Genomic DNA, 8,172 nt, shown 5'->3' with positions numbered 1-8,172 from the left:
TTCCTCCGCCTCACGGGGAGGACCCTCATTGACTGAGCAACCCGCACGCCCGGACGCCACCGGGGCCGCCGCGCCCTTGGTCAGCTTCACCGGGCTGGATCACGGCGCCCTGGCCGCCCGCACCCGCCGGTGGGGCTGGGTGCAGTACTCGATGTACCGGCACGCCGCGGAACGCCCCTTCCTGGCCACATCGCTGGCCGTCGCGCTCGGCAACCCGATCCTCTACCTGGCCGCGATGGGCCTGGGGCTCGGCGCCATCGTCCAGGAGGACGTCGACGGTGTCGGCTACCTGTGGTTCGTCGCGCCCGGCCTGCTGGTCTCCACGGTCGTCTCGACGGGGGCCCAGTTCGGCACCTGGCCGATCTTCGGCGGCTTCAAATGGCAGATGACCTATCTGGCCGCCCAGGCGACCCCGCTCGAGCCACGTCAGATGGCCCAAGGCGAAACCCTCGCCATCGGCGTCCGGCTGATGATCCAGGCGCTGTTGTTCTGGCTGCTCGGGTTCCTGTTCGGAGCCTGGCCGGGCGGCGCCTCCCTGCTGAGCGTCCCGATCGCGACGCTGGCCGGGCTGGCGATGTTCACCCCGCTCATGGCCTACGCGGCGACCCTGGAAGAGGAAGGGCTGCAGTTCAACTTCGTCCAGCGGCTCATCGTCATGCCGATGTTCCTGTTCGCGGGCACCTTCTTCCCCCTGTCGGTCATGCCCGTCTACCTGCAGTGGATCGGCTGGATCTCGCCCATGTGGCACGGCACCCAACTGGCCCGCATAGTGTCCTACGGGCTGAGCGTGCCGCCGTGGCTGGTGGCCGTCCACGTGGTCTTCCTGGTGACCTGCTTCGTCGGCGGGCTCTGGTTGGCGGGTCGCACGTTCACCCGAAGGCTGGTGCGCTGATGAGCGACGTGATGGCCCCGATCCGGGCCCGGCTCGCCGCCCGGCCCCGCTGGGTCGCGACCCTGTACGCGGGCAACGCGCGCGCCGTCATCGGCCGCGGCTTCAAAGTGATCCGCAACGCCAACTGGGGCGTCATCGCCACCGGCTTCTTCGAACCGGTGTTCTACCTGCTGGCCATGGGCGTCGGCATGGGCGCCCTGGTGGGCACCGTGCCCGGCCCCGATGGGGCGCCGATCAGCTACGCCATGTACATCGCCCCCGCGCTCTTGGCCACCTCGGCGATGAACGGTGCGATCTACGACTCGGTCAACAATGTGTTCTTCAAGCTGCGCTACAGCAAGGTGTACGAGGGCATGCTCCAGACGTCGCTGGGCCCGATGGACGTCGCGATCGGCGAGATCTTCATGGCCTTGTTCCGGGGACTGCTCTATGCGGTGGGGTTCCTCGGCGTGCTGGCGATCATGGGCCTGGTCACCACGTGGTGGGCGCTGGCGATGATCCCGGTCGCCTTGCTGATCGCGCTCGGGTTCGCGTCCCTGGGCATGGCGGTCACGAGCTTCATCAAAGGTTTCCAGCAACTCGACCTGGTGCCCATGGTGCTGCTGCCGATGTTCCTGTTCTCTTCGACGCTGTACCCGATCACCGTGTTCCCCGAGGCGATCCAGTGGGTCATCAAGGCGCTGCCGCTGTGGCATGGCATCGAGTTGATGCGGCAACTCTCGGTGGGATTCCTCACCCCCGGGACGCTGGTGCACGCGGCCTACTTCGTCGTGATGAGCGTCGTCGGCATCACCGCCGCCAGCCTGCGACTCAAGGCGCTGTTCCTGCGCTGACCCGGGGCCGCAGTGCGTCAGACGGGCAGCGGCTTGCGCCAGTCGGTGATGGAGACACCGATGCGTTCGGCCGGGTCGCCCTCCCCGAGCACGGTCAGCCCGTGGTGGCGCAGCGCCGTGGCCACCCGCTCGCCCACGCGGGCATCGGTGCCTTGGTACACCTGGACGCGGGCCTCCGCGTCCCCGTCGCGGGCTGCCGCGATCAGCGCTGGGTCGAGGTCGGGGGAGGGGCGCCACGCGCTATACGTCAGATATAGAACGCCGGGGGTCTCCGCGAGGCGGTCGGCGTCTTGGCTGTGGAAGAACGTGTACTGCCACTCCCGAAACCCGTACGCGTCTCCGGCGTCGTCCAGCGGGGTGCGTTCGTCGTCGATCTCGTCGGTGCCGCAGGTGTTGCAGCAGGTGAAGTTCATGCGGGCCACGACGCGGTCGGCCTCCAACTCGTCGAACGCGGCCTGCAATCGGTCGTAGTCGGACGGCCCGCTCCACGTGACCTGCTCGGCCAGCCGCTGCCGCCAGATGCGGTCGACGGCCGCCTCGGGGCGGGGATCATCCTCGCCCAGTTCGAAGGCGTCCCGGACCCGCTCGATGGCGTCGACTCGGTCGCAGCGCTAGGCGGCGCGACGCCTCGCGATGCCACGCCGTCCCAGCCGTAGCGCGATCCAGCCGAGCGTGGCCAGGGCCAGGCCGGCGAACCCGGTGGCGACCAGACCGAGCTGCCAGCCGTGGCCGTCCATCACCCAGCCGATCATCGGCGGGGCCATGGCGCTGCCGAGCGTGTTGAACGTTCCCTGCCAGCCGAACGCCTCCCCGCGGCTGTTCTCGGGGACGATGTCGCCGAGCCGCTCGCTGATGGCGGCGATGCTGGGGGCACAGAACAAGCCGGCCAGCCCCATGAGGATCGCGAACAGCCACGGCGTCGTCCCGAGGGCACCCAGCGCGGTGAACACCGCCAGCCCGGCGATCAGCGGGGTCAGCCCGACCGCACCGCGCGGCAGACCGCCGAACAGGAAGCCGCCGACCAGTGATCCGGCCCCCCACACCACGATCACCCCGGCGAGAACGGCGGTGGAGCCCATCGCCCGGGACGCGGCGACGATGCCCAGATCCGTGCCCGCCAACGTCACGGCCACGGCGACCGTCGCCACGAACGTGGTGATCACGGGGCCGCTCAGCCAGGACCGGATTCCGCCGCGGCCCGCCACGGTATCGGTGCGCCCCTCGGAGACGAGCGGCGGATTGAGCAGGGTGAGGATCGCGGCGGCGCTCACGCTGGCGAGCGCCAGCGTCGTCAGCGTGCCCCCGGTGCTCCACGTGGTGGCCAGCAGGATGCCGAGCGTCGGGCCGCCCATGAAGGCGATCTCGGTGACCACCGAGTCCAGTGCGAGGGCGGGACGCCGCAGGTGGTGGGGCACCGCCGCCAGCATGAGCTGCCGGGTCAGCACGAACCAGGGGATCGCCAGCAGCCCGACGGCCGCCATCACGGCCATGAGGGCCCAGTAGCCTAGGAAGGGTGCGGCGATGAACCCGAGCGGGAGAAGGACCAAGCTCGGGGCGAGGGTGCGTCGCAGGCCCAGGGTGTCCAGCAGTCGGCCGCGTAGCGGAGAGGCGAGCGCGACGGCGACGGTGAAGACGGCCGTCAACGCCCCGGCGCCCGCATACCCCTGCCCCAGATCCCCGACGACGTGCAGCGTCAGCACCACCATCACGCCGAACCACGGCGCCTTGCCGAGGACGCCGAGGAACACGGCTTGGCGCACCGCGGGGAAGCGCCAGATCTCGGAGTAGGCGGAGAAGTTCATCCGGCCCACGCTACACAAGAACGTCTGGAACCGCTGTGTGAGGAGGGGCGGACGCCCCACGGAAGGCAAGCCGCGGCAACCGGCTCGGCCCCGCCGCGTCAGAAGGTCAAGACGACCTTGCCGACGTGGTTGCCGCCGGTGAGCTGCTGGTGGGCGGCACGCACATCGTCCACCGGGAACCGGGTCTGGTGGGCGATCGCGATCCGGCCTGAGGCGATCAGCGGCCACACCTCATCGCTCACCCTGGACACGATGGCGGCCTTCTCGTCGGCGGGGCGGAACCGCAGTGACGTCGCGGTGACGGTCGCGCACTTGCCCAGCAGCGTGTTGAGGTTGAGTTCGCCCTTCACGCCGCCCTGAAGCCCGATGACGACCAGCCGACCCAGCCGCGCCAGCGAGCGGACGTTGGGCGTGAGGTACTTCGCACCCATGTTGTCGAGGATCACGTCGACGCCGCGGCCGCCGGTGGCCTCCTTGACGCCGTCGACCCAGTCGTCGTGGTAATCCAGCGCCGTGTCGGCGCCCAGGGTGCGGCACAGGTCGAGTTTCTCGGGGGTGCCCGCCGTGGTCAGGACGGTCGCCCCGCGAGCCTTGGCGTACTGGATCGCGAACATGCCGATGCCGCCGGTGCCGCCGTGGACGAGGAAGGTCTCCCCGGCCTTGAACCGGACGGCGTCCAGGTTAGAGACGACGGTGGCCGCCACTTCGAGAATGCCGGCCGCCTCGACCAGATCGATCCCCTCGGGCGGACGCGTGACCTGCCCCGCGTTGACCGCGACGTATTCGGCGTAGCCGCCGCCCGCCAGCAGGGCGACGCACCGCTCTCCGACGCGCCAGCCGGTCACCCCTGCGCCGATCGCGGACACGTACCCGGACACCTCCAGCCCGATGATGTCGCTCTCGCCGGGGGGCGGCGGGTAGTGCCCCTGCCGCTGCAAGATGTCGGCGCGGTTCACCCCGGCCGCGACGACGGCGATCAGGAGCTGGCCGGGTTTCGGCTCGGGCGTGGGAACGTCGTCGAGGGTGAGGACCTCCGGCCCTCCGGCTTCCGTGGTGATGACCGCGCGCATGCCCTCACCCTAGACGCCGGTGGCCGTGGGCCGTGCCTGCCGCGGCCAGCCCGTTCGGCTGGCTAAGATGTGCCCGATTGGGCGAGGTCGCATAGTGGACTAGTGCAGCCGCCTTGAAAGCGGCCGAGGTGCAAGCCTCCGTGGGTTCGAATCCCACCCTCGCCGCGTGTCCACTCAGGAGTTCGTGATCAGCCCGCGACCTGCCGTGCGGGCGTTCGCCATCGCGGCCGTCGCCGTCCTTGCTGGCGCGTTCTTGCTGGTGGGGAGTTCCGCCTGGGCCTGGGGCACGATCGGCGTCGTCGCCGGGATCGTGATCATGGTCGGCGGCGTGGCCCTGGCCCTCGCGGCGATCGTTGCGGCTCGTCGGCAGCGTGTCGTGGTGACCCTGAACGCCGAGGGCTTTCTCGTGGTGACGCCGCAGAGCGAACCGCACAGCGGAACGTGGGCGTCGGTGACGCGAGTCACGGCGGCCCCTGGACGCCTGACGCTCCACCAGGGCGGCGAGCGGCGGGTCCATCTCATCGCGCCCGCGGGCTCCAGCGCAGATCTGGATGCCCTCGGTGTGGCGATCGGTCGGCATCTGGATGCCGACCGCGGGTATTCCGCCTACCTGGGCTGAGCGTGTGCCCGGCCCGGCGTCACTTCGGGTTGTAGGCGCACTCGTCGACGACCGAGGCGGCCCCGCCGGAGTTCGTGGCGGGAGGGGCGGATGTCGCCGAGGTGGCGGGAGCAGAGGAGGCGGTGGCGGCCGGTTCTGACGCGCTCGTCTCCGGGGTCGCCGCCGGGACGCTGATGGCCGCCTGGACGCGGCTGCGCGCCGAGTCCCAGTTGGGTCGGACGGTGCTGAACCCGTCCTTGTCGTTCTCGAACGAGACGCTCGTCATGGTGCCCTCGCGGACCTTCAGCGCGAGGGCGAGGAGGGCGGGGGCCATGCTGCTGGGGGCGTCCGTGGCGATGATGTTGGATCCCGCCTTGGTCAGCGCCTCGTAGTTGGCCAGAACGGTGGTCGGGTTGGCCTGCTTCACGACGGCCTGGACGACGCACCGCTGCCGAGCCATCCGGTCGTAGTCGCCGCTCGCGGCGCCGTAGCGCCCTCGGGCGTACCACAAGGCGTCCCAGCCGTTGAGGTGCTGGTCGGGGCCAGGTGGGAGCCAGCGGTCGGGCGGGACGTCGCCCGTCGTCTTGCCGCCCACGGCGACCGGGGTGCTGATGTTCACGGTGATGCCGCCCAGCGCGTTGACCAGCTCGATGAAGCCGTCCATGTTGATCATCGCGTAGTAGTCGATGGGCAGGCCCAGCGCGGTGCCGACGCCGTCCTTGAGGGCGTAGGCCCCCGCATCCTCGGTCCCGGCCGGGATCGCGTCGCGGGCCAGCGTGGGGACATTGTGATAGATCGCGTTGAGGAAGTACTCGGCGTCGTTGGCGACGCCGTCGGTGAACCCGTTGGGCCACTTCTTCGCCAGCGCTGAACCGGCCGAGAACGGGATGCGCTGGGTCTGCCGGGGCAGGCTGAACAAGACGGTGTCCCCGGTGCTGGTGTTGATCGAGGCGAGGATGACCGTGTCCGTGCGCGCACCCACCGCGTCGGCGCGGTTCTGGCCGGAGTCGCCGCCCAGGATGAGGACGTTCAGGCGGGCCTTGTTGGCCCACGGGTCGGCGGCGTTGCCGAACGACTCCGTCGGCTCCGACCCGGGGGCCTGCTCGCCGAAGATCCCGGTGAGCATCGTGGACGTGTCGTAGAGGGCACGGGCACCGACGGCGGTCGGCAGCAGCACGAGCGCCGACAGGATCGCCACCGCGATTCCTCCGACGGCGCGCTGCCACCCCGGAGGGTTGCGCGGACGCAGGGACAGGTGGGTGACGACCACGCTGACCGCCCACGCCACCCCGAACACCGCCAGTGCGATCGCTGCGACCAGCAACGACGTCGGGCTCGCCACGGCCAGCAGGGCGGTGGGGGAGGTGGCCCACGCGGCCACCGCGGCGGTGGCGGCAGCGACGAACACGAGCAGCATCACCCACCCGATCACGCGGCGGCGCGTCCGGATCAGGCCGAGGCCGGGGATCAGCGTGCTGCCCAGCGTCCAGCCCAGGGCCGGGCCGAAGCCGCGCGGCTTCTCCGCGTCGTCGTTCTCGGGGGCGATCGCCCGGGAGGGGCGACGGCTAGAGGGCGGGGCGACCGGATCGCCCGGTTCGGGACGCCCGTCGACCGACCCCATCACCTGGGTGGCGCCGCCGGGCTCGCCGGAGGTCTGCCGGGCCGCCAGTGCGGTCTCGGCGTCGGCGTCGTCCACGGGGGCGGAACGCCAGGAGCTCATGTCGGCGAGCGGGTCGTACTTCGCCGCGGGGCGCGGCGGCGTGGGCGGGGCGGACAGGTAGGTCGCCGCACCCAGCGGCGGGGCCGATCCGAGCGTCCCTGCTGCGGCGGCGGAGGCGCCGAGGGTGCCCGCGGCTCCGAGGTACGGCGACGAGGGGGCGCTCCGATCCTTGTCCGCGTCCGAGGTCGGGGGGATCGGGGTGCCCGAAGTTCCGGAGGCGGGTGGGCGGGCCCAGGGGTCGGCGGGTTCGCCGGGAGCGGACGCCGGTGTCGCGGCGTCGGGGCGAGCGAACGAGTAGGACGCCAGGCTGTCGTCGTGGGGCGTGCGACGGGTGGCGTTCGGCTGCGAGGAACGGTAGGCGTCTCCGGCGTCGATGGCGGCGTAGGAGGAGGTCGTCGTCGTGGACCGGATGCCGGTGGTGTCCCCGAGCAGGTTCGTCCAGGACGCTGTCTCCGCGTCGGTGAAGGCGTAGCCCGGGCCGCTGCGGGGGGCGGAAGCCCCGGGCGAGGGGGCGCTGGCTGGGGCCGACGCGGTCGGCGGCGGGGGCGTTCCCGTGGCGCCGCTCCTCTCGCCGACGGCCGACGTCCCCCATGCGGATACCTGGCTCGGAGCAGGAGTAGGAGCAGGAGGTGCGGGCGGCCGGGTCGAGGACGCGAACGTATAGCCCGAGGAGCCCCCTTCGGATCCCGGGTACTGGGCCGGGGCGGGCTTCTGGGGTGCGGGGGTCGGTGTGTGCTGCCCCGCGGAGGTGCGGGCCTCGGAGCGAGGCACCGGATCGCCGATCGCCGGACGTGCAGCACCGCTCGTCAGGCTGGGTGTGGTGGCGTTCGCCGCGTGAGGGGAGCTGGCGTAGCGGATCGGGTCGCTCGGCGGGCCCGGCTCCGGTGCCGAGGTGGCGGCCGGACGCGGTGTGCGCGTCGGGGTGGCCCCACTCGTCGGTGCCGGACGTGACCCGGGGGCGCGCTGCGATGACGTGAACGAGATCCCCGCGGGTTCGGTGGGGGAGTACTCGGCGGCGCGCGGACGGCTGGGGCGCAGCGGATCGGGGGCCTCGGGCTGGGCGGGACGCGTGCGCGGAGCGGCCGCGGCGGCGGAGGAGAAGGCCGAGCCGGGGGCCGCGGCCGCGGGGAGGTGCGTGTCGGCGTCCAGGGGGGACGACGCGTCCACGGGCCCAGTTGAGGGCACCGCCGTGGCGGGCGGGGTGGCCGTGGGCGCCGGGGCGGGGCGGAACGGCGTCGCATTGGTGGCCCAGCTGTT

At 71.7% G+C, this 8,172-nt stretch carries 6 protein-coding genes, 1 tRNA gene and 1 pseudogene; 4 read left to right on the top strand and 4 right to left on the bottom strand.

The genetic code is table 11. From position 1 onward, the window contains the following. Window positions 1-28: 28 nt before the first annotated feature. Both V7E09_RS12990 and V7E09_RS12985 read left to right on the top strand, forming a co-directional pair. Window positions 29-892: an ABC transporter permease gene (locus V7E09_RS12990; protein WP_324512347.1), complete on the top strand. Its 864-nt coding sequence runs from the start codon at window positions 29-31 to the stop codon at window positions 890-892. Next, window positions 892-1,725 (top strand): ABC transporter permease, encoded by an 834-nt coding sequence (locus tag V7E09_RS12985; protein ID WP_324512348.1) that lies wholly within the window; start codon window positions 892-894, stop codon window positions 1,723-1,725. The genes V7E09_RS12990 and V7E09_RS12985 overlap by 1 nt, the downstream gene beginning before the upstream one ends. 17 nt (window positions 1,726-1,742) lie before the next feature. Here V7E09_RS12985 and V7E09_RS12980 read toward each other — a convergent pair. The 3 genes and pseudogenes from V7E09_RS12980 to V7E09_RS12970 form a co-directional block, all read right to left on the bottom strand. After that, window positions 1,743-2,318 (bottom strand): annotated as a pseudogene (locus V7E09_RS12980) (DUF6891 domain-containing protein); the annotation flags it as partial. A gap of 18 nt (window positions 2,319-2,336) precedes the next feature. Beyond that, the gene (locus V7E09_RS12975; RefSeq protein ID WP_324523502.1) at window positions 2,337-3,527 is read right to left on the bottom strand and encodes an MFS transporter; all 1,191 of its coding nucleotides are present in this window, start codon (window positions 3,525-3,527) and stop codon (window positions 2,337-2,339) included. A 98-nt stretch (window positions 3,528-3,625) separates the two neighbouring features. After that, entirely contained in the window at window positions 3,626-4,597 is a 972-nt protein-coding gene (locus V7E09_RS12970) for an NAD(P)H-quinone oxidoreductase (RefSeq protein ID WP_324512351.1), read from the bottom strand. Window positions 4,598-4,677: 80 nt separating this feature from the next. Here V7E09_RS12970 and V7E09_RS12965 point away from each other — a divergent pair. Both V7E09_RS12965 and V7E09_RS12960 read left to right on the top strand, forming a co-directional pair. After that, window positions 4,678-4,762 (top strand) — tRNA-Ser (locus tag V7E09_RS12965). A gap of 1 nt (window position 4,763) precedes the next feature. Then, the gene (locus V7E09_RS12960; RefSeq protein WP_324512352.1) at window positions 4,764-5,216 is read left to right on the top strand and encodes a hypothetical protein; all 453 of its coding nucleotides are present in this window, start codon (window positions 4,764-4,766) and stop codon (window positions 5,214-5,216) included. Between the two features lie 19 nt (window positions 5,217-5,235). Here the strand turns inward: V7E09_RS12960 and V7E09_RS12955 are convergent. After that, window positions 5,236-8,172, bottom strand: a 2,937-nt coding sequence (locus V7E09_RS12955; protein WP_324523501.1) for an LCP family glycopolymer transferase, incomplete at its 5' end; no start/stop codon positions are given.

The organism is Propioniciclava sp. (assembly GCF_036744435.1).
In the GTDB taxonomy this organism is placed as follows: Bacteria; Actinomycetota; Actinomycetes; order Propionibacteriales; family Propionibacteriaceae; genus Propioniciclava.
Note: the sequence above shows the minus strand (reverse complement) of the source record. Positions and strands in the feature narration are given on the sequence as shown.

Bases quoted from the DNA above. Each gene is read 5' to 3' on its own strand.
- V7E09_RS12985 (WP_324512348.1), top strand. From the start codon at position 892: ATGAGCGACGTGATGGCCCCGATCCGGGCCCGGCTCGCCGCCCGGCCC.
- V7E09_RS12975 (WP_324523502.1), bottom strand. From the start codon at position 3,527: ATGAACTTCTCCGCCTACTCCGAGATCTGGCGCTTCCCCGCGGTGCGC.
- V7E09_RS12970 (WP_324512351.1), bottom strand. From the start codon at position 4,597: ATGCGCGCGGTCATCACCACGGAAGCCGGAGGGCCGGAGGTCCTCACC.